The 20,798-nt window shown below is 43.6% G+C and carries 14 protein-coding genes; 6 read left to right on the forward strand and 8 right to left on the reverse strand.

Annotated features, from left to right (window positions below; genetic code table 11):
• The first annotated feature begins 386 nt into the window (after positions 1-386).
• From HUS62_RS17305 to HUS62_RS23190, 3 genes are all read left to right on the forward strand, one after another.
• Entirely contained in the window at positions 387-1,538 is a 1,152-nt protein-coding gene (locus HUS62_RS17305) for an RNA ligase RtcB family protein (protein WP_175080583.1), read from the forward strand.
• Complete coding sequence (prfH, locus tag HUS62_RS17310) at positions 1,535-2,194, forward strand: peptide chain release factor H (protein ID WP_175080584.1); 660 nt, start codon at positions 1,535-1,537, stop codon at positions 2,192-2,194. Before HUS62_RS17305 ends, prfH begins: the two co-directional genes overlap by 4 nt.
• Positions 2,195-2,273: 79 nt before the next feature.
• Positions 2,274-2,447: a hypothetical protein gene (locus HUS62_RS23190; protein ID WP_309473921.1), complete on the forward strand. Its 174-nt coding sequence runs from the start codon at positions 2,274-2,276 to the stop codon at positions 2,445-2,447.
• 67 nt (positions 2,448-2,514) lie between these two features.
• On the opposite strand, the gene HUS62_RS17320 is transcribed toward HUS62_RS23190, so the two are convergent.
• The 3 genes from HUS62_RS17320 to HUS62_RS17330 all read right to left on the reverse strand — a co-directional run bounded on the left by HUS62_RS17320 (position 2,515) and on the right by HUS62_RS17330 (position 6,695).
• Positions 2,515-5,730 carry a S41 family peptidase gene (locus HUS62_RS17320; RefSeq protein WP_175080586.1) on the reverse strand — a complete coding sequence of 1,072 codons (3,216 nt, stop codon included), beginning with the start codon at positions 5,728-5,730 and terminating at the stop codon, positions 2,515-2,517.
• 169 nt (positions 5,731-5,899) lie between these two features.
• On the reverse strand, positions 5,900-6,145 hold the full coding sequence (locus tag HUS62_RS17325; RefSeq protein ID WP_171037140.1) for a DUF3297 family protein: 246 nt from the start codon (positions 6,143-6,145) through the stop codon (positions 5,900-5,902).
• Between the two features lie 85 nt (positions 6,146-6,230).
• Positions 6,231-6,695 (reverse strand): energy transducer TonB, encoded by a 465-nt coding sequence (locus tag HUS62_RS17330; RefSeq protein WP_175080587.1) that lies wholly within the window; start codon positions 6,693-6,695, stop codon positions 6,231-6,233.
• A gap of 180 nt (positions 6,696-6,875) precedes the next feature.
• Here HUS62_RS17330 and HUS62_RS17335 point away from each other — a divergent pair, with 180 nt between their 5' ends.
• Both HUS62_RS17335 and HUS62_RS17340 read left to right on the forward strand, forming a co-directional pair.
• On the forward strand, positions 6,876-8,960 hold the full coding sequence (locus tag HUS62_RS17335; RefSeq protein WP_175080588.1) for a TonB-dependent siderophore receptor: 2,085 nt from the start codon (positions 6,876-6,878) through the stop codon (positions 8,958-8,960).
• A complete protein-coding gene (locus HUS62_RS17340) occupies positions 8,950-10,095 on the forward strand; it encodes a DUF1624 domain-containing protein (RefSeq protein WP_175080589.1) in 1,146 nt (381 codons plus the stop codon). Before HUS62_RS17335 ends, HUS62_RS17340 begins: the two co-directional genes overlap by 11 nt.
• A 63-nt stretch (positions 10,096-10,158) precedes the next feature.
• On the opposite strand, the gene HUS62_RS23395 is transcribed toward HUS62_RS17340, so the two are convergent.
• From HUS62_RS23395 to HUS62_RS17365, 5 genes are all read right to left on the reverse strand, one after another.
• Positions 10,159-15,105, reverse strand: a complete 4,947-nt coding sequence (locus HUS62_RS23395; protein ID WP_175080590.1) for a S8 family serine peptidase — start codon at positions 15,103-15,105, stop codon at positions 10,159-10,161.
• A gap of 160 nt (positions 15,106-15,265) precedes the next feature.
• Entirely contained in the window at positions 15,266-16,450 is a 1,185-nt protein-coding gene (locus HUS62_RS17350) for an ATP-binding protein (RefSeq protein ID WP_175080591.1), read from the reverse strand.
• Between the two features lie 6 nt (positions 16,451-16,456).
• A complete protein-coding gene (locus tag HUS62_RS17355) occupies positions 16,457-17,167 on the reverse strand; it encodes a response regulator transcription factor (protein WP_175080592.1) in 711 nt (236 codons plus the stop codon).
• Positions 17,167-17,550: a DUF3019 domain-containing protein gene (locus HUS62_RS17360; RefSeq protein ID WP_165385111.1), complete on the reverse strand. Its 384-nt coding sequence runs from the start codon at positions 17,548-17,550 to the stop codon at positions 17,167-17,169. Before HUS62_RS17360 ends, HUS62_RS17355 begins: the two co-directional genes overlap by 1 nt.
• Entirely contained in the window at positions 17,550-18,437 is an 888-nt protein-coding gene (locus tag HUS62_RS17365; RefSeq protein ID WP_175080593.1) for a MipA/OmpV family protein, read from the reverse strand. The genes HUS62_RS17360 and HUS62_RS17365 overlap by 1 nt, the downstream gene beginning before the upstream one ends.
• Positions 18,438-18,791: 354 nt before the next feature.
• Here HUS62_RS17365 and tkt point away from each other — a divergent pair, with 354 nt between their 5' ends.
• On the forward strand, positions 18,792-20,792 hold the full coding sequence (gene tkt, locus HUS62_RS17370; RefSeq protein ID WP_054562998.1) for a transketolase: 2,001 nt from the start codon (positions 18,792-18,794) through the stop codon (positions 20,790-20,792).
• The last annotated feature ends 6 nt before the right edge of the window (positions 20,793-20,798 follow it).

Genomic DNA, 20,798 nt, shown 5'->3' on the forward strand with positions numbered 1-20,798 from the left:
TAACCTTGCAGTCACTCTTGTTATTATTTTTAAGGCATTTTTAGATTGCTCAAATTTTCTCTAGATGACAACCCATAGGCGCTTAATTGCACATTTTTCACGTTGTGATGAACATTTAAAAAGGGCGTAAATAACAACGATTGATTATTTTTTAGTTGCTTTCACTTTTTAAGCTGTTTACAGTCGCCGCGATTTTAACCATTCACACACTGTAGAGGAGTAAACAATATGACTTATACAACTTGTTCCTTTGCAGGTCGTTTTCTTGCCTAGCTCGAAGCTATTTCTTTATTAGCTTTTCAAAGCTAAGCCTGATCAATTAATCAAAGACCTGCCAAATCATTTTTCGTTAGCATTTTTCTATTGCAGAGAAAGGAATTGGTATTATGGGCAAGTCCGTCCAAAAACTTACTGATAACGTTAGCCTTATTGCGTCTAAAGAGTCGTGGATTGAAGGGCTAGCAATACAACAATTAATTAAAACTTCTGAATTACCTGGTATGCACGCTGTAGCGGGTATGCCCGATTTACACCCTGGTCGAGGTTACCCCATTGGGGCTGTCTTTTTTACAGAAGGTAGAATTTACCCCGCTTTAGTGGGGAATGATATTGGTTGCGGTATGTCGCTTTGGCAAACCAATACTAAGTTAGCCAAGTTAAATGTAGATAAGCTCGCAAAACGCTTAAGCGATGTTGAACAGCCGCTAGATGATAGTTGGCACACATTAATTAGCGAGCGAAAACATGAACTGGCTATCACACAAACTGGTTTTGATAGCGCCCTTGGCACCATAGGTGGTGGCAATCATTTCGCTGAATTTCAGGCGATTGAAGAGGTGTTTGATCAACAAGCCTTGCTTGCTTTAGGCCTACAACCTAAACAACTGCAGCTATTGGTGCACTCTGGCTCTAGAGGGTTAGGACAAGCTATTTTAGTTAAGCATATTGCAGAGCATAACCATGATGGCCTTGAGGTAGAAAGTGGTGCCTTTACAGATTATATGGTCAAACATGACGAAGCACTGCGTTGGGCTCAGTTAAACCGAGAACTGATCGCACGGCGTTTTTTACAAGCTATTCGCGCTGGCGGCGAACAGGTTTTAGATGTAAATCATAACCTTGTAAGTCAATCACAGATTGCAGGACAAGCTGGCTGGTTACATCGAAAAGGCGCTACACCCAGCGATCAAGGGGCTGTGATGATCCCGGGCTCTCGCGGTGATTACAGTTACTTAGTTAAGCCAACGGTTGAGCAAAACGTAAACTTACGCTCCCTTGCACATGGCGCTGGTCGCAAATGGAAGCGTGGAGAATGCCAAGGCCGTTTGAGTCACAAGTTTAAAAAGGAAGATTTATATCGCACTGCGTTTGGTAGCAGGGTGATCTGTAATGATAAAACGCTGCTTTATGATGAAGCACCACAAGCTTACAAAGACTGCCAAACAGTTATAGATGACCTTGTTGATGCAGGGCTGGTTACTGTAATTGCCAAATTAAAGCCTGTGCTTACCTTTAAAACACAAGGAACGTGCGGATGATCTTAGTGCAATTATCGTCAGGGGCGGGTCCTTTAGAGTGTTGTAAAGCGGTGGCAATGGCTGTTAAGCATCTTGAGTGTGATGCTAAAGCGTTAGCTATTAAGGTGAATGCTCTTGCTGTAGAGCAAGCTGAGCTTTCAGGCTGCTACAAATCGGTATTGCTTGAATTAACCGGTGCTGAGCCGCGAATTTTAAAACAGTTTGCGCAGCAATGGCATGGCTCGATGTTGTGGGTTTGTCAAAGCCCATTCAGAGCAAGGCATAAGCGTAAAAACTGGTACTTTGGCGGTCAAATATTTGAAATAGCAGAGCAAAAATTTGATAGCGAGATCCGCTTTCAGCAATGCCGCGCAAGTGGCGCGGGAGGCCAACATGTAAACACTACTGATTCGGCTGTTCGTGCTACCCATGTTGCGACAGGAATTACTGTTCGCGTAGAGAGTGAACGAAGTCAGCATGCGAATAAGTGTTTAGCCCGAGTTTTGCTAATGCAAAAACTGGCAGAGCAAGCTCAGCAGGCTGCAAGCCAGCAGCAAAAGTCGCGGTGGCAACAACACAATGAGCTGCAACGGGGTAATCCGATTCGTACGTTTAAGGGCCCTGAATTTAGCCAGACTCACAAAGGAAAAGGTATTCAACCAATACAATGGCATTAAAGCCCGCTCTGCAGGCACAAGCCCACGAGCAAGGCACACGGTAACAACGGCTGATATTAATTGGGCAGATATAATTTTTGTGATGGAACATAAGCATAAACAACGCCTTAAAGCGCAGTTTAGCCGTTTATTACAATACAAGCCGATTCAGGTACTCGATATACCCGATGAGTACCAATATATGGATGAGGCACTCATTGAAACTTTAAAGCAGTCAGTCGATGATTGCTTGTATATACAAGGTGATGAATAGCTCTTTTAATTAAAAATAAACCCCGCATTGCTGCGGGGTTTTTTGTTTTTTAACAACCAGTTAAGTATTAAAAGTTAGTCGGTGCTGGTGGCACGGTGAGTGGCTTTTTCGGGTTGTCTTTTAGCTCTTTTAATAGCTCTTCTACGGCACGTTCAATCGATGGATCTTTACCTTGGTAGATTAACTCTGGGCGGTCAACAACCTTGATATCTGGGGTGACACCTTCGTTTTCGATGATCCAGTTGCCATCGTTATCTAAAACGCGGAATGTTGCCGCGATAACTTGGCCGCCATCGACAAGGCTTGGGTTACCTGAAATACCAATTAATCCACCCCAAGTACGGGTACCAATAAGCTTACCTAACCCTGCTTGGCGGAAGTAATAAGGAATAGCATCACCGCCTGAACTTGAGTAACCATTGATCAGCATGGCTTTTGGACCATCATGAGCAAATTGTGGTGTTTTCGTAGGCTCAACACCGCGGCGCTTCCAGTAGTTAAGCGGTTTACGAGCAAGCCAGGTGATCATGTGCTCAGGAATAAAGCCGCCGCCATTGTATCGGTCATCAATAATCATGGCGTCTTTGGTGGTTTGCGGCATGTAGTTTTTGAACATGGCGCGGTTACCTTCGTAGGCTGTATTTGGTAAGTGAACATAACCAATTCGGCCATTTGATAGCTTATCAACGTAGGCTGCACGAGAGTTAACCCAGTCTAAATAGCGCAAACCTTGCTCGCTGGCGACAGGCTTAACGGTAACTTGCCATGCACCTTTGCTGCGCGGTTTACTGTTAAGAACTAACTCAACTTGCTCGCCTTGAGTGTTCTCTAGTAATTCGTAGAAGTTAGCGACCTCTTTTACTGAGCGGCCATTTACGGCAATGATGTAGTCGCCGTTATGTGCTTTTACCCCTGTTGTGCCAAGTGGTGAGCGGAAGTCTTCATGCCAGTTTTCACCTTGGAAAATTTGCTCAATTTTTACGTATCCTGATGGATCGCTGGCAAGTTTTGCACCCAATAAGCCGTGTTTTTTACGCTCTGCCTTTGGCATATCACCCGACTGCACATAAATGTGGCCTGAGTTAATTTCACCTGCGATTTCACTGAGAATGTAATCTAGGTCACTACGGTGTGAGATAGCATCAGCCATAGGTTGATACTTGGCTAAAATTGCGTCCCAATCTTGGCCGTGATGGTTTTCGTCGTAGAACCAATCACGTAATGTACGCCAGCCTTCAACATACATTTGCTGCCATTCAATTTGTGGCTCAATTTTTAAGGTCATGTTACTAAGATCTAGCTTATTCGCTGCTAGGTCTTGTTTTGCTTTTGGCTCAATTAAGCTGTAATCGTTACCCGCATGCACTAACAGATGTTCACCGTTGCTCGAAATAGTATAACTACGAATCCCTTTAGCCACAGTTTCAAGCTCGCTGTCGTGAGCTGTGCCTATCAATTGTAGGCCACCATTAGCCAGTGTTAGCACGCCACCTTTTACTGCCGTTAAACCACGATAATCTCCAGCTGGCGCATTTAAAGCGGTTACACGCTGCATAAAGTCACTGCTTTGCAGGGTATTTTTCGCTTTCTTGTCGTCATCTTTTTGTTTATCGCTGACGATCGCTGTTTCGTCACTTTGTAGTGCGATAAGTGGTTTGATGCTGTCATTTACGGCTGCGGCATAAATACGCGTTGCACGATTAAACATGTAGTCAAACTCGTAGCTGCTGAAGGCTAAGTTAAAGTCGCGCTCAGAACTAAAATACAGGTATTGACCATCAGGAGAGAAAGTTGGGTTTTGCTCATTGGTCATTTCATCCGTTAAGCGAGTCACTTTCTTTTTATCAACATTGTAGTGCCACAGCGAGGCATAGCGGTTTTCATTGTTTTTCACATACACAATGTCTTCGCTATTTGGCGACCAAGTATACTGGCGAATGCCTTCTTCATCGTAGATGCTGGTATCAATTTTGTGTTGTTTACCCGATTTTGCATCTATCCACCAGAGTGTGTGGTTTTTATCTGCAAATAAAAGTTTGGAGCTATCTGGTGACCAAATAGGTGTAAAACGCCAAATAGTTCCGTTGCTGGTTAGCTGCTTGGTGGCATTATTTTTACTGCGGTCTTTTAAGTAAATTTCGTATTCGCCACTTTCATCGCTCATATAAGCAATATAACGGCCATTTGGCGACCAACTTGCGTCAATTTCGCGGCCTTTTGCTGTGTAAGATAAGTTACGTGTTGGGCCTTGTTTAACCGGTACGCTAAATAGCTCACCGCGGGCAGTAAAGAGTGCACGCTTACCATCATGAGAAATCGACATTGAGTCGATAAAGTCACTCACATTTTTTGTGTACGGCATTGCGTATTGACGCACACCAGCAATGTTAATACTTAGCTTGCTGCTTTTTTGAGTTTTTGGATCAAAGCGATAAAGGTAACCACCGTTTTCATAAACAACAGCATTTGGGCCAGCTGATGGCCACAGTACGTCAAAGTCTTTATGGTTGGTTAGCTTTTTCGGCTCAGCGCCTTTTTGGTATTGATACAGGTTAAGGGTGTAATCACGGTCAGATACAAAGTAAATGTTGTCGCCAACCCAGGTTGGTTGCTGATCGGTAGCGCGGTTAGTGGTTAGCTGCTCTGAGGTATTGTTTTTTAGATCGTAAACCCAGACATCTTGTGCACGACCGCCACGGGTACGCTTCCAAGTACGAAATTCACGGTCAATTGGCGTGTAAACATATTTACTACCATCTGGCGAAAGCATACCGCCGCCCGTTTCTGGAATAGCCAGAGGCTGCTCAAGGCCTCCGTCAGCAGGAACCATGTATGGACGACCCATACGTTTACCCCACGGTGTGCGGTTAGCACGAAATACCACATTTTTGCCATCCGCTGTCCAATCGAGAACACGATAATCAAAACCGCCGCGTGGTGGCATTGGGCCAACATCGTTGTAGTAAGTCAGTTGCTTTAAGCCAGAACCATCGCTGTTAATTACATAAATTTGGCGGCTGCCATTGTACTCTGCTGCAAAGGCAATGCGTTTACCGTCAGGTGAAAACTTAGGGAAGGTTTCAAAGCCAATATGGTCGGTTAAGCGTTTGCTCTCGCCTGTTTGTGTATTAGCAATGTAAATATCTCCACCGTACACAAAGGTAACGCTTTGGTTATGAATATCTGGAAAGCGCAGTAAGCGCGTGTCTTTAGTTTCGTAAGCTGATGCCCAAGGTGCCAGTGTCGCAGCCATGGCCAGTGCCAACGTTGTTAGTTTTTTCATGGGATTACATCCTATTTTGGGAACTGTTACATCATAACAATTCAGTTTTAAATAGCGATGCAGTTGCGATGAACGCAGTGTTACAAAATGTGTCTAGAAATCAATCGATGAAATAGGGGCGTGAATTTAGAGGGAGTATCGGCTAAAGCAAGCTTTAGCCGACAAATCATTATTTGTAGAATACTTCTACAGTGCCTTTTACTTTTAATAGTAAAGGTTGGCCGCGGCGATCAAGGGCTTTTGGAGAAGCGACTTTGATCCAACCTTCGCTGATATTATATTCTTCAACGTCAAAACGCTCTTTGCCGTTAAGTTTTACACCAATTTCATGCTCGAATACTTCTTCCACATAAAATTTACTACGTGGATTGATAGAAAGTTGGTTTGGTAATTCTGGTTTTTGTGTATCAGTCATAATTGCGATCTGCATTGAATAAATTGTGCGCCATTGTAGGCAATACCTCGCATTGGCTCAAGTATCTGTATGGCAAATTTATGCTTTACTCGCAGGCTTGTTCTGAATGCTCAACACACATAGCTACAGCTTCACTCTTTTTGTCGTAATCGAAGGTGAGGCAGTAATCAAAACGCATGGTTAGCTCAAGTGTTTGATCATCAGTACGTTCAGGCCATTGCCAATCTCTCACTATTTGCCTTGCTGCTTTTCTAACATCTTTACTAAAGCGCTTAGGTGCTGAGTTCTCGATATTAAGGTTTTTCACAACACCATCGGGAGTAACTGCAAAGTTAACAATCGCACAGCCACTACCTTGCTGATTAAGTAGTCCCGTTGGGTATTGCACATAAGGAATATGATCAAGACGTTGCCATGTTGGCTTACCTGTGGAGGTGTCGAGTACCTGTGCTTGAATATCAACAAAAGGGTTTCGGCCTGATAAATCAGGGTTAGCGAATGAACTTATAGATGTGCATACGAGCGTTAATGCGAAAAGTGATTTATACATAGTTTTCCCTAACTTGTTTGTTTTTTAGTCATTTATTAATACTAGTGATGAACTTGCATGATGTAAACATTAAAAAGATAGGTAATAATTCTGTGCGAATGATTTGTTATACTATATCAATGCGCTTATTTGTGTTATTTTATAACAAAACATTTCCCTTAATTACTACAATCAGACCTTATGAAGTACTCAACTCTTAGTTTAGCCTTAGCTGCGGCGTTTGCAGCGAATACACATGCAGCTGATAACAGCGATATCGAAACGATCACCATTGAACATAAACAGGCGTTTCGTGGTGATATTCCAACAAAAGATTTACCGCAATCGATCACCACATTAAGTAAAGACATGATGACTGATAACGGTATTACTAAGTTTCGTGATGCACTGGATTTTTCTGCCAGTATTACTCGTAAGAATAATGGTGGCGCGCTGTGGGATAGCTATTCAATTCGTGGTTTGTCAGGTAACGAAAATATGCCGTCTGGGTACTTAGTTAACGGTTTTAGTGGTGGTCGCGGCTTTGCAGGCCCACGTGATGTATCAAACATTGAATACATCGAAGTATTAAAAGGACCAGGCTCAGCACTCTATGGCCGTTCGGAGCCGGGTGGTACCGTAAACATTATTACTAAAAAGCCACAGTTTTATCAGCAAGGGCAACTTCAAGCTGAGTTCGGTAGCGATGATCACAAGCGTATTCAAGGTGATTACACTAACGGTTTAAGTGATGATTTAGCGTTTCGTATCAATGGCGCATGGCAAGATAGTGACAGCTTCAGAGACTATGTACACCACGACAAATTCGTGATTACGCCTTCGCTTTATTATCAAATCAACGATAACTCATCGCTGACTTATGAGTTTGAGTATGTTGACCAACAGCAAATGTATGACCGCGGTATTGTGGTGTTAAATGGTGATTTTGATACCGTGCCTGAGTCACGCTTTTTAGGTAATCCAAATGATGCACCAACCAAAGTGCACTCACGCGGCCATCAATTAAATTACAGCAACGACCTTAACCAAGATTGGAGCTTGTTATTAGGTGCTAGTTACCGTACTGCAACGCTAACGGGTTATTCGTCAGATGCTGAGCTTTCACCATCGCGTCAGTCATTATTTGATGATGGCAGAACTTTAACTCGCCAGCACAGATACCGTGACTATGAGTCTGATGATTTATCGCTGCGTTTTGAATTAAGCGGTCACTTTGATGTTGCCGGTATCACCAACCATGTATTGATTGGTGTTGACGGTTACGACTATGAGCTGCGCACTGGACTTTATCGCTACCGTGGTGGTAATGGCACTTACACCATTGATATTTATGAGCCAGAGTACAGCACCACTGAAGGCCCTGAAGTGGGCATGCAGTACGAAAATAACGAACAGCAAAATGCGTACGGTATTTACCTGCAAGACCAACTAGATCTAACCGATAACTTAAAAGTGATGTTAGGTCTGCGTTTTGATGAAATTGAACAAGATATTTTTGAGACTAAGTCTGGTGTGGCATCAAACAGCAAAGAAAACCGCATTAGTCCACGTTTTGGTGTGGTTTACGCGCTTAATGACGACATTAACCTTTACTCAAGTTATTCAGAAGGCTTTTTACCACTGAGCGGCACTGATGCAGAAGGTAATCCATTCGGTTTTGAAGAAAGTGACTCGTTTGAGGTAGGCGTTAAATTTAGCTACGCCAATATCAGCGGTACGCTTGCTTACTTTGATGCGAGTAAGAGCAACATGCTGGTGGCAGATCCAGTAAATGTGGGTTATTCAACACCTGTAGGTAAAGCAAATAGCACAGGTTTTGAGTTAGATTTAACAGGTTCATTGGGTGACAATACCGAGTACAACCTATCTTATGCCTATGTTGATGCCGAGACTGCAACAGACAGTCTAAATGTTGACTGGTTAGTGCCAATTCCTAAGGGCAGTCCACTTGTGAACGTACCAAAGAATAACCTTTCGATTGGCTTAAACCATGACCTAAATCTATTCGCACAAGAAATAAAGATTGGTGGTCATTATCAATATGTGTCTGATCGCTTAGGTGACCCAGCTGATCTCACTTTCCGTTTACCGAGTTACCAAACTGTTGGTTTATTTGCTAAATGGCGAGCGACTGAACGTACTACGGTATCATTAAATGTCGATAACGTGTTTGATGAGCAGTATATCGCTAGTTCTTACAATGCATTGTGGGCTTACCCAGGGGCGCCGACACAATTTAAACTTGGCGTAAACTATGACTTCTGAGCAAGTTAAAAGCCGTATTCACAGTATCGATATCATGCGTGGTGTCGTTATTCTGTTGATGTTACTTGATCATGTGCGAGAGCGCTTTTTCTTGCATATGCAGGTGGCCGATCCCATGGTGGTTGATACCACTTCGCCGGGGCTTTTTTGGAGCCGCTTTGCTGCGCACTTTTGTGCGCCAACCTTTATCTTTTTAACCGGTTTGTCGGCGTGGCTTTATAGTCACCCAGCAAGTGGCGTGGAGCGCTCAGCACGAAGCTTTTTAATCAAGCGAGGGCTGTTTTTAATCGCCCTCGAAGTGACCCTGATTTGTTTTTCGTGGATGGGTTACTACCACACCATTTGGCTACAAGTGATGTGGGCAATTGGCCTTTGTATGTTGGCGTTAGCATTACTGATTAAGCTGCCACGCAACCTATTGCTGGTGCTTGGTTTAGTTATTGTATTTGGTCACAACTTACTGACCCCAATCAGCTTTACGCCTAATGAGTTTGGCTACTCGCTGTGGACGATTTTGCATGACCGAGGCTATCTATCACAAGGTGGTTTAATCGACGTCAAAATTAGCTACCCAGTGCTGCCTTGGATTGGCGTAATTTTGTTGGGTTACTGTGCAGGTCCTTTATATGCGCACACTCAATCGGCAGATTCGCGTAAACGAGCATTACTGCTGTTAGCCCTGTTATGTGTGGGATTATTTGCGCTGCTGCGTGGTTTTAATATTTATGGCGAAACTTTGCCATGGCAAACGTTTAGTACCACAACCGAAACCATGATGTCGGTGTTTAACGTGACTAAGTACCCACCGTCACTGAGCTTTTTGCTGATCACGTTAGCAGGCATGTTTGTTGGCTTATGGTTATTTGAAAGACCATTAAACCGCTTTACTAATGTGCTTCGAGTGTATGGCTCTGTGCCTATGTTCTTTTATATTTTCCACCTCTATGTACTGCTATTTATGTATCAAATAGGCATGCTGATCTGGGGGGCAAATCAAGGGCAATATTTAGGAGTCAGTGATATATCAGGTATATGGTTTATTACTTTGTTGTTGGCAGTAGGGCTTTATTGGCCAACCAAGAAGTTTAGTGAATACAAGCGTAAGGCTAACAAGCCTTGGTTAAAGTATTTATAACGAAAAATGCCGATATGCTAAGCATATCGGCATTACCTACTTACTATCCTAATTAACTAATCCTTAGTTAATTCGAGATTTTTTACGACGAAGTGCCATCAGTGGTGCAACTGCTAGTAGTAACCAGCCGAATGAACCGCTTGATGATTTCTTGTCTTTTTCAATCTCTGCTTCTGGAATCACCGCCTCAGGGAAAGTACAGCTACCATCGTCAGTATTGGCGCTTTCATCATAGTTAGTTGCTGAGCTATCAGTACAGCCAAGCTCTTCACCATCAGACATCACCGATAATACAAATGAACTCATTGCTGCATCAGTTGGGTTAACGCTGTCGCTAACTTTTACTGTTACATCAATATCACCATGGAAGTGCGCCGCTGGCGTGATAGTCACAGTGCTACCTGATGTGTGACCAGATACTTCATAAGTGAAGTTTTCGCCTAACACGTCGATTTGGTTGCTCACTTGGTTTTCGTCAGCATAAAGCACGTCAAAACTAATCGTTTCGTTCTCTGCCACCGACATATCAGTTAAGGCTGCCATTTCTAGGTTACCGATAACTTCTAGGTCAAGGGTGATGGTTTCATCATCTGCGCCAACTAAACCATTTGTAAGTGATAGTTGATGCGTTTGATTCGCCGCTTGTTCTCCAATGTACGCTTGGAATTTCACGTCAAACTTAGAAATCTCAGGGCCTGTGTAGTCAAGACACACAACCAGTTTGTCGTGTAGTACTTCGTCCATATTGTCGAAGCCGTACTTGTTACCGATGTTTAAATCGATTGGAATATCACCACTGATAAAGCCACGACCATCAGCAGCTTTCAAGCCGATAGAACCTTGTGCATCAACTAAGCTTAGGTTGTCATAAGCAAATAGTAGCTCGTATTCACCTGGCTCATAGTCAATGCCCATACGCATGAACATTTCAACATCAACAGATTGGCCTTCAGTTCTTGAACGCTGGATATTATCCCACTCAAGTACTAACCACTCACGAGATACCGTGTAAGTTGGTGTGATACCGGCGTTGGCGTCATAGTTACCGTAACCACCGTCAACACGCTCTGGGATCATGTTGTCACCAACCCAGAAAGGTGCGATTAGGTAAGGCGGTGGTGGCGGCTGAGTGTAACCCTCAGGCAGTTCAACGTGGAATGGCGTTGTACGGCCTTGCGAACCAAATGTGACTAAGCCTGCTGGGTTAAGTTTAATTGAGTCAAAGTGGTACTTGTTAAAGAATGGGAATGACACATCAAGGTTAGTGTTCATGATTTCTTTAAATGTGTACTCAAACTCGTTGTAGTAACGACCTTCAACACCTTCTAGTGTACGCCAGCCAAGCTCACGTAGTTCTAGGTAGTGAGGATCTGGTGAATGCGCCGATGTTAATGAACACATTTCGTCTGTGATGTTGGTGGTAATGTTATAATTACGCTCAACATTTTTAGTCGTCTCTTGAACACCAACTAGTGCTAGAGCGTTGCTATCTAACATTGGTGTTACTGGCGTTGAGTTAGATGCGACAATGCTGTCAGGAACAATGTCTACGCCCACAGGGAACTCAGTGTTTAGAGCAAACTGACGCGCTTCATCTTCGTTATTAGCAATGACGCTGATTTCGAAGTCTACTAAATCACCCACAAATGCTTTGTCTTTGTTAGCTGTAAAGGTCACGTCTTTATCAACATGCTCGATGATCACTGGAACAAAACCAAGATTACCCGCATCTTCAGGGTTGCTACCAATATCAAAGCCACCAAAGTAGATATCGCCCACTTCCATATCAGGTAGGTTATAAGCAAGGTCAAGCTCAAGTTCGTCATAACCTGGTACGCTGCTTGGGCCTGTTACGGTTAATGAACCATTGTCTTCAGTGGTCACAGCTGTTGCAAACGATACTTCGATACCTTCATCAACTTCACCATACGATAGAGTCTGTAGGCTCATGTATAACGTAAAGTATTCACCCGCTTCAGGATCAACAATATTACAGAAGTTAGTTAGGGTGTAGCTCGTTGACATACATAGCGTTTCTTCATAAGACGCAATGCCATCCCCGTTACTATCTTTACCCATGAACACAAGTACACGTGACGTGTCGTTCATGACGCTTGCGCTTAGCATTTTTGCGCCTTCTGGCACTGTCGTCCACTGAATGTGGTTGTTGTTCACAGCTTCGCCTTCACCTTCAACCTCTACGCTATCGAATGGGTCGCCTGGTGTGGTGTCGTTGAATAGGTGTACTGTTTCAACTTGGCCTTTTACTAAGCCGTACGATTGTGTGGTTAGGTTGCTAATTTCATCAGTATTGAATGGACCCACTTTCATCGTTGCAGAACGGCGGTGTGCATCAATTTGAATATACTCAGGTAAACCGGTATCACCAGCGAAAGTCCATACAGGCATTTCTAAAATTGGTGATTCAGGGTTGCTTGAGGTCATTACGATTTGACCTTGGTTACCTGTGTAATCAACAATTTCTTGTGGTGTTGCTTGTTGGCTTGCTTCAACCGTAACAACAATGCTTTGTGTCTCACCTGCTTTAATATCAAAGTTGCTTGGCTCAACACTAATTTTGCTATTACCAATCCAGTTTTCTGTATGAAGTGTCCAGCTTGCGTCTTCTGTCGCCGTAAAGGTTCTGATAAACGTACACTTAAAGCCACAGTCATTATCAACCATGTAAGCTGTGTTTAGTGCTTTTTCACGGCCACCTAGGCTTGGGTTAGCTGCATTCATGTTAGCAATGGTTTCATCAAGCAATAGGCCTGCTTTATCAGCACGCTCAACTTGCATTTTACCCGAACCCATTTCAGCAAGGGCAGCATCAAAACCATCATCGGTGTAGTTGTTTAGGTACTGTGCTAAAGCAACTTGATTGTTTGCAGTTAACATCAATGCTGATTGAATTTGCATTGGTGTCCAATCAGGATGAGATTGTTTTAACAATGCTGCCGCACCCGCAACGTGTGGGCTTGCCATTGATGTACCAGACATAGACTGCCAGTCTGAAGTGGCAGGGTTGCTAGTAAATGGTTGATCGTCTGATGATGGCGCATAGATATCAACACCCGGAGCCGCAATGTCTACAAGTAAGGTGTCAAAGCCAAAGTATGATGGACCACGACCAGAGAAGTAAGCAATGCGGTCTTTATCTACAGCATCTACAGTACCTTCGGTTGCTTCAATGGTACCCATGTGGCTGTCGCCTGTGCTTAGCCAGTCAAGTAAGCTCGTACCATCGACGTTTTTAATGTGAATGGTAGGGATAGGGTAAGTGACTGAAGGAATCGTGTAGCGATCGTAGAATGATACATGGTTATAAATAATTAAACCTTCAGCACCACCTGCCTCTACGTTTAGCGATTTAGAGTACAGCGGGTAAGAACTACGTTTACATACGACAATCACATCTTGCGCACTTTCGTCGATAGCAGTTGCTGGGTCATCAACTAAATCAAATGTCCCCTCAGGGAATGGCTTGTCACAGTTGGCAAGTGCATAGCTTGAGCTTTCATTTGGATTTTCAAAATCAGTTGCGGCAACGATTAAACCTGTTAGCTCGTTAAAGTTTACACCTGCACCAGCAAATGGTCCTGGCGCTGCAGTATCGCCACCAGTTAGGTTTTTAAGTTGTTTGTTACCAAAATTGACTTTAGTTGAAGGCGTATGAGCTGCAACTGTGGTTACCCAAGGTGAAGAGTGGTCAGCCGTTGAATATTCAGGGCCGCTGTTACCTGCCGCTACCGCCACAAATACACCGGTTTCAGCCGCATTCATGAACGCTTGCTCAATTGGGTCGCTCCATGGGTCTTCTTCAAGGCCACCTAATGAAGCATTCAGTACGTCAACATTATCTATAGCAGCTTGTTCTACAGCAGCTAAGATTGCGCTTGTTGGACAGCCTGCATAAGGGTCACCAGAACCACCCGGCCAACATACTTGGTATGAAATGATATTGGCATGAGGCGCCATACCTGATACTTGCGGGAAAGTTAAATTGGTTTCTAAACCAGATGATTGGCTTTCATACTCTGTCAGTTTGTAAGGAATATCGTAAAGGATATTACCTGCCGCTGTACCTGCAACGTGTGAACCATGGCTATTATAGTCTTCACCATTTTCTGGGCGAGTCTCTTCAAATACAGTATCAACGTAGGCTGCGGTGATCTCAGGGTATGAGTACACACCAATTAGCTTGTCGTTACACAGATCAGCAAATTCAGCGGTTGCACAGTCACCTAGGTACTTGTCTTCTAGAGGGTTGGTGTGAGTGTAGCCATCGCCGCCTACTGCTGCGAATGATGGGTGATCGGTATTGATACCCGTATCGATGATACCGACAACCGTGCCTTCACCTTTGTTGCTGCTCGGGTTGCTAGCACTTGTGCTCCACAGTGCAGAAGCACCGGTTTGCTCAATGGTATTAAACGTATTTAGGCTGTAGATTTTTGAGCGAGTGATCTTCTTAACACCAGCCACTTTAGCAAGGCGCTTCGCTTCATCTTGTGTCATTTGGGTGGTGAAACCGTTTAATGTCACATTGAATGTGCGCTCAACATTTAGCTGTAAGCCTTGCTGACTCATCGCAGTACTCAGTACTGATTGGCGCTTACTTGCTAGGTGGTTAGCGTAAGTTGCGATAGCAGGCTGCGCCATATTAAGCGTTGAGCGCGTTGCTGCTTGTTGCGTCTGCATTACCACATCTTTAGTGCTCGCAAGCCCTTTAACACCACCTTGGTAAGTTGAAATTGGTGCATCGTCCAGTTGCACGATATAAGTTTGAATACCACTAATATCTTTCTCTGGTGTGAAAACGCGGCTTTGCTTTTTAACTGTGTTATTAACCTTGTCTTCCCACACAAATTCATTGGTAACGGTTTGCTTTGGCGCATAGCCTGCAGGCTGTTCTGGCCATGCTTGGTCATTTAGCGCAGCAGCAGACGTACCTACACCTAAGTAAAGTGCAGATGCGACCATCACTGATACTTTCTTCATATTGAACATGTGATCTAACTTCCCTCGAAGGATTATAATTATGAGCTCGCGCTAGCGGCGAACGGTTGTAATCAGTAGGGATAGTGTTGAGTTGTGGCTATAACATCAATGAAATGTAAACAATTGGCACACACTGTTACAGCTTGGTACATTTTTACCGAAAAACTGTTTATCGAAACAAGATGCTTGCTCTTGCTCCGCTTAAGGTTTGTGCGTTATCTAAGCTAAATTTTGCGTTATTCCATAGGCACAGTTGCTTTACGATTGATAAGCCAAGGCCAACACCTTGGTAGCCTGTTTGGTGCACCGAAGCGGTTTTTGAAAATGGCTGCATGAGGCTGGCGCGCATGTGTTCAGGGATCCCTGGGCCATCATCTTCAATCACTAACAAAGTGCCGTTTTCGCATTGTGAAAGCCTGATATGAATTTGCGCTTTAGCAAAGCGAACCGCGTTGCCGAGTAAGTTTTGCAATAAGCGTTGAAAGCTTTGTTTATCAACGCAAATGGCTGTTAATTCGCAGTCAAGGCGAATAGCCAAAGGGCTATAGCTTTGAAACTTAGTAATGCAGGGCTGTAATAGCTCGTCTGGGCAGTAGTCTTTCACTAACAAGGTGGGCTCGCATTGTTCAAGCTCGGCATAGGTTAAAAACTCTTCGACTAAAAGCTCAAGTTCAATAATGTCTTGCAACACACTGTGCCGATAAGCGTTGTTATCAACGACTGCTTCGAGGGCGAATTTAGCCCGTGAAATAGGCGTTAAAAAGTCATGAGAAACAGCATTGATCAATTCGCGTTGGCTTTGATTACGGTTATGAAGCGCTAATGCCATATTATCAAAAGTATCGCCAATGCTCTTTAGCAAGCTAAAGCGTGTGAAGTGCACTTGTGCTGTAAAGTCGGCATTTGAAATTTTACTACTGGCTTTGCGTAGCTTAGTTAAGTCAAACAGCAGTGGGCCTGTAAAAATCACCACAGCTAAGGCAAGGCTAGAGTAAAACAGAAGGCTTACTAAAGACTGATAACCCTGATCAGCAGGCTGGCTGTAGGGGCCAATGCTTAATAAGGTCTCTCTATCATCGGCAAGTTTATGAAAGTAAAGGTTGTTATTGGCATCGTTAACGCTAATTACCTGACCTGCTAAAAGTGATGCCTGTAATTGTTCACCAAGGTAAAAGTTCGCCAGAGGTGTTTGTTTAACATCAGGGTTATTGGGGGCAAGACTTAAGATGCTTTCTGCTAATTGCTGCTCTGTACTGTAACTCGGTGGGCTTGGAAAATAGGTTTCTAGTAACCAAGCGGCGCTCCCCAGGCAAACTGCTAGGGTTAAATACAAATAGCAAAACAGGCGTAGCAAACTGCATTAACCCCACGCTTGTGGAGAAAAAATATATCCTTTACCCCAAACCGTGACGATTTTTTGTGCCGGTACCGCTTCGTCACCGAGTTTTTTGCGTAAGCGACTAATGCGGCCATCGATAGTGCGGCTTTGACCATCGTATTTACGGCCTATGGTGCCATCAAATAACTGATCTCGACTGACCAACTGACCCGCTGATTGAGCTAGTTGGATCAGTATTTCGAACTCTGCACTGGTCAATTCAAGTGGCTGGCTATGCAAATAAGCCTCGCGCTGAATAGTATTAATACTTAAAGAGCCAAAGCGAATATTATGCGCATTATGGGTAGTACTTGTTGGCTTAACAGCTTGGCTGCGGCGAATAGTATTGTTAATTCGCGCTAATAAAATAGACGGGGAAACAGGTTTGGTTAGGTAATCATCGGCGCCTAGCTCAAGGCCAGTGATATGATCGACTTGGCTCTGCCTTGCGGTCATAAAAATAATTGGCGTATCTTGATATTGTTTTAGCTCTTTAAATACCTCAAAACCATCTTCCGAGCCTAATCCGATATCGAGCAAAATTAAGTCGTATTTCTTACTACTTGCTTGGTAACAGGCATGGCAACCACTATCAAAGTGTTCAATGATATAACCATGATTGCTTAAATAATTAGAAACTAGCTGGGCAAGTTTTAAATCATCTTCAATATATAAAATAGTATGCTGGCTCATCAAAAAATACTCCATGCGATATCACGTCGGCGTTTTTTAACATGCTGGTGGAATAAACTAATTTCAGTGCTTTCTAATGGCTCTAGCTGTTCGCTAAGCAGCTCTAACACAATGTTGCGATTGTTTTGCACTGTGATTGCAAAGTTTTGCCCTTGATTTGGCTTTTGGCAGAACAGCCTAATTTGTTGATCAGTAACACGAATGCACACCGTTTCGCTGACTTCGGTATACCAATTAATCGATACATCCATCACGCAGTCTTGCTCTATCGTTACACAGTTTTCTGGTGTTGCCTCGATATAACCGGCTTGTGCGAATGTACTGCCAACAAACGCGAGGCTACAAATGAATAAGAGTGAAAAAAGCTTCGTACGCAACATCATCAGTAATTCCATGCAAAGCCAGCATAAAAAGACAGTAAGTTGCTGTCATCGATAAGGGGGCTATCGGCAATACCCGATGATAAACGTTGGTATTTTATATCGCTGATAAATTGCCATTGTTGATTAAACTGATATTGGTAACTGGCTTTTAGATTGTACTTTTGACTAGAGTGACCTAAAAAAGGGCTAAATCCGGCTCGTATCTCTTGTTGTGCGCTGCCATAGTAGTAATCCACTAAACCAGCACTTAGATGTTGTATTTCTGCGCCGAGCAAAACTAGATGCTGATCAAACAAAAACAAGCGCTGCGCAGATAATGCGCCTTGTAACCCTTTGTGATAGTTGGTGAGCTCCATTGACCAATACGCGCTAAAACGCCAGCTTTGCCAGTCAACAATAGCTTCAATACCGCTCATGGCAGACAGTTTACGTTTTGATATTTCAGTAATATCACCGCGGCGCTTTGTCACCGCTGGTGTTTCGATACCTGAACCAGGTGGTGGCGGTGTCATTGAGGGGCGGCCGCCGGTTGTTCTAATCGCGGTCAGTGCTGCTGAGTGTTTAGCAAAATACAGCCCATCTTCATTAAGTTGGGTGAATAACGACACTTGATAGTTATCGCCCCACACGGGTGTCCAAGCAAACTGAGTATTTGCAAATGAAAAGTCACCGGCAAATACCTCAATGCGCGGTAGGGCATAAAGAGGAATGTCGTCTTTTTTATAAACCGGGTTGTCGAGTTGACCATAACCTAAGCTTAAACCAAGGCTTACTCCTTCATCTGCTAAATACGCAGAGTTAGTGCTGCTTGCCATTGGTGAAAGGCAAAATGCACTAATTAGAAATAAAACTCGTAGCCCAAGTGAGCAACTACCCAGAACAGTCACAAATAAACAACCTTAATGAAAAATCCTGTTAACATTAAGTTGTTATTAATGGCTTGAACAATGAAATAATGTACCAAATTGTAGCAAGGTCTGGTTTTTGTAACCTAAATTAGTTAAGTAAATTGCTTGATAAATAAGTATATTTCACCAATTTGGTTTGGTTATTTTGAGTGGTGTCGTCATTTCTTTAGTTAGAAAAAATTATTAACAATAAAATGGTGTTAAAACCTGCGCTTAGCGGTACAAAATGGCCCTAAATACACGTCATTACTGGCATGGCGGTTTATTAAGTTGCTATTTGGGTGAGTTTTTGCGATATTATTTATATTATAATATTAACAGGAAGCTAATAAGATGACTCTGCCTAGTTCTCAATCTGCAAATGCTATTCGCATACTTGCTGTCGATGCCGTTCAACAAGCTAACTCAGGCCACCCAGGTGCGCCTATGGGTATGGCTGATATTGCAGCGGTATTGTGGCAAAACTTTCACCGCCATAACCCATTAAACCCAGACTGGTCTAACCGTGATCGCTTTGTGTTATCAAATGGCCATGGTTCAATGCTTCAATATGCATTGTTACACCTAAGCGGTTATGACGTAAGCATCGAAGATATTAAGCAATTCCGTCAGCTTCACTCTAAAACACCGGGTCACCCAGAATACGGTTACACACCGGGTGTTGAAACAACTACGGGCCCATTAGGTTCAGGTATTGCTAACGCAGTTGGTATGGCAATCGCTGAAAAAACCTTAGCAGCGCAATTCAATAAGCCAAAGTTTGATATTGTTGATCACTTCACTTACTGCTTTATGGGTGATGGCTGTTTAATGGAAGGTATCTCGCACGAAGCATGTTCGCTGGCAGGTACGTTAGGTCTAGGCAAGCTAATCGCATTTTGGGATGACAATGGCATCTCTATCGATGGTGAAGTAGAAGGTTGGTTCACCGACGATACGCCTGCACGTTTTGAATCTTACGGTTGGCAAGTTATTCGTGATGTTGATGGTCACGATATGAATGCAATTGCGGGTGCAATCGAAGCGGCACAAAGCAACACTACGCAACCAACACTAATCTGTTGTAAAACAGTGATTGGTTTTGGCTCACCAAACAAATCAGGTAGCCACGACTGTCACGGTGCACCACTGGGTCACGACGAAATCGCAGCAGTACGTGAGCAGCTAAACTGGCCGCACCCTGCATTTGAAGTTCCACAAGAAGTTTATAACGAGTGGAATAATCAAGCGAAAGGGCAAGAGCTTGAAGGTGCATGGCAGCAAAAGTTTGCAGCTTATAGCAAAGCACATCCTGAACTTGCAAAAGAATATACACGTCGTGTTCTTGAAAAAGCATTACCAGCTAACTTCGCTGAATTAGCTGATGAGTACATTGCTAAATGCCAAGCCGACATGCAAAACATTGCGACACGTAAAGCATCACAAAATGCGATCACTTTCTTTGCTAACCAGCTTCCAGAATTAATGGGTGGCTCTGCTGACCTTGCCGGTTCTAACTTAACGTTATGGCCAGAAGCAAAAGGTTTACAAGATGCAGCTGATGGTAACTACGTATTCTATGGCGTACGTGAGTTTGGTATGAGCGCAATCATGAATGGTATTGCATTACATGGTGGCTTCATTCCATTTGGCGCAACTTTCTTAATGTTTATGGAATACGCACGTAATGCAGTACGTATGGCAGCATTAATGAAAGCGCAAAGCATTTTTGTGTATACCCATGACTCAATCGGTCAAGGTGAAGATGGTCCTACTCACCAACCAATCGAGCAAATCGCTAACCTTCGTATGACACCAAATATGACTGCATGGCGTCCGTGTGATGAAACTGAAACAGCAGTAGCTTGGCGTCAATCGTTATTAAAAGAGACAGGCCCAAGTTCACTTATCTTCAGCCGTCAGGGTACCAAAGCAATGGCACGTGATGCACAGCAAGTTGCTGACATTGCAAAAGGGGGTTATGTACTTGTTGATAGCGAACAAACTGCAGAGCTTATCCTTATTGCAACGGGTTCTGAGGTAGAGTTAGCTGTGAATGCTGCTGCTGAGCTAAAAGCACAAGGCAAGCAAGTTCGCGTGGTATCTATGCCATCAACGAATCAGTTTGATAGCCAAGATAAAGCATATCGTCAAAGCGTGCTACCAGCGGGTACACCTAAGATTGCTGTTGAAGCTGCACACCGTGACTTCTGGTTCAAGTATGTTGGCCAAGATGGTGATGTACTAGGCATGGACACATTTGGTGAGTCAGCGCCAGGCGCGGTATTGCTTGAGCACTTTGGTTTCACAGTGGCAAACCTAGTTGCAAAAGCAAATGCATTACTTGCTGAATAATGTGAC

It is taken from the genome of Pseudoalteromonas sp. 0303 (genome assembly GCF_013349995.1).
Taxonomy (GTDB): domain Bacteria; phylum Pseudomonadota; class Gammaproteobacteria; order Enterobacterales; family Alteromonadaceae; genus Pseudoalteromonas.

Excerpts from the sequence above, each read along its gene's own strand:
- HUS62_RS17305 (WP_175080583.1), top strand. The coding sequence starts at position 387 with ATGGGCAAGTCCGTCCAAAAACTTACTGATAACGTTAGCCTTATTGCG.
- prfH (WP_175080584.1), top strand. The coding sequence starts at position 1,535 with ATGATCTTAGTGCAATTATCGTCAGGGGCGGGTCCTTTAGAGTGTTGT.
- HUS62_RS17320 (WP_175080586.1), bottom strand. The coding sequence starts at position 5,730 with ATGAAAAAACTAACAACGTTGGCACTGGCCATGGCTGCGACACTGGCA.
- HUS62_RS17325 (WP_171037140.1), bottom strand. The coding sequence starts at position 6,145 with ATGACTGATACACAAAAACCAGAATTACCAAACCAACTTTCTATCAAT.
- HUS62_RS17330 (WP_175080587.1), bottom strand. The coding sequence starts at position 6,695 with ATGTATAAATCACTTTTCGCATTAACGCTCGTATGCACATCTATAAGT.
- HUS62_RS17335 (WP_175080588.1), top strand. The coding sequence starts at position 6,876 with ATGAAGTACTCAACTCTTAGTTTAGCCTTAGCTGCGGCGTTTGCAGCG.
- HUS62_RS17340 (WP_175080589.1), top strand. The coding sequence starts at position 8,950 with ATGACTTCTGAGCAAGTTAAAAGCCGTATTCACAGTATCGATATCATG.
- HUS62_RS23395 (WP_175080590.1), bottom strand. The coding sequence starts at position 15,105 with ATGTTCAATATGAAGAAAGTATCAGTGATGGTCGCATCTGCACTTTAC.
- HUS62_RS17355 (WP_175080592.1), bottom strand. The coding sequence starts at position 17,167 with ATGAGCCAGCATACTATTTTATATATTGAAGATGATTTAAAACTTGCC.
- HUS62_RS17360 (WP_165385111.1), bottom strand. The coding sequence starts at position 17,550 with ATGATGTTGCGTACGAAGCTTTTTTCACTCTTATTCATTTGTAGCCTC.
- tkt (WP_054562998.1), top strand. The coding sequence starts at position 18,792 with ATGACTCTGCCTAGTTCTCAATCTGCAAATGCTATTCGCATACTTGCT.